At 66.3% G+C, this 1,209-nt stretch carries 1 protein-coding gene; it reads left to right on the top strand.

Translation table 11 applies throughout. The annotated features are described in order from the left end of the window. Positions 1 to 48: 48 nt before the first annotated feature. Positions 49 to 1,209: IS256 family transposase (locus ACZ5C2_RS38605; protein ID WP_468801639.1), on the top strand; the 1,161-nt coding region annotated here is incomplete at its 3' end.

Genomic DNA, 1,209 nt, shown 5'->3' with positions numbered 1-1,209 from the left:
GGGACTGTAAAACGATCGGTGTAACTCCTGATCAAGGAAGATGCATCGATGACCAGCGACAACGTGACCGAGGCCGAGTCCGTCAAGGCCGCTGAGCCGCAGCCGGCGAAGAAGGTGGACGACCAGCTCATCGACGAGTTGGTCGGCCGCGCTCAGGCCGAGGGCCTGCAGCTGACCGGCGAGGGTGGGCTGCTCCAGCAGCTGACCAAGCGGCTCCTGGAGTCCGCCCTGGAAGGCGAGATCACCGACCACCTCGGCTATGACAAGCACGACCCCGCCGGGAAGAACGGAGGCAACAGCCGCAACGGGACCCGGGCCAAGACCGTGCTGACGGACGTCGGCCCGGTCGAGATAGCTGTGCCCCGCGACCGCGAGGGCAGCTTTGAGCCGAAGATCGTCAAGAAGCGGCAGAAGCGCCTGACCGGCGTGGACGAGATGGTGATCTCGCTGTCCGCGAAGGGCCTGACCACCGGCGAGGTCCAGGCCCATCTGGCCGAGGTCTATGGCGCCGAGGTCTCCCGTCAGACCATCTCCACGATCACCGACAAGGTCATGGACGGCATGGCCGAGTGGCAGAACCGGCCCCTCGACCCGGTCTATCCGGTGATCTTCATCGACGCGATCCACGTGAAGATCCGCGACGGTGCCGTCGCGAATCGGCCGATCTACGTTGCCCTGGCCGTCACCGTCGAGGGCCGACGGGACATTCTGGGGCTGTGGGCCGGCGACGGCGGCGAGGGTGCCAAGCACTGGATGCATATCCTGACCGAGATCAAGAACCGCGGCGTGAACGACGTCCTCATGCTGGTCTGCGACGGGCTGAAGGGGCTTCCCGACGCGGTGGAGACCGTCTGGCCCCGCACCACCGTCCAGACCTGCGTGGTCCACCTGCTGCGGAATTCCTTCCGCTATGCCGCCCGCCAGGACTGGGACAAGATCGCCAAGCTCCTCAAGCCCGTCTACACCGCGGCGACCGAAGACGCCGCACTCGAGCGGTTCGCCGAGTTCGCCGACGCGTGGGGCAAGAAGTATCCGGCGATCGTCCGGCTCTGGGAGAACGCCTGGGAGGAGTTCACTCCGTTCCTCCGGTTCGACACCGAGATCCGCCGCATCGTCTGCACGACCAACGCGATCGAGTCGGTGAACGCCAGGATCCGGCGGGCGGTCAAGGCCCGCGGGCACTTCCCGAACGAGCAGGCCGCGTTGAAG

The organism is Streptomyces sp. NPDC031365 (assembly GCF_055569765.1).
The sequence above is the reverse complement of the archived record's forward strand: the minus strand, read 5'-3'. Positions and strand labels throughout refer to the sequence as shown.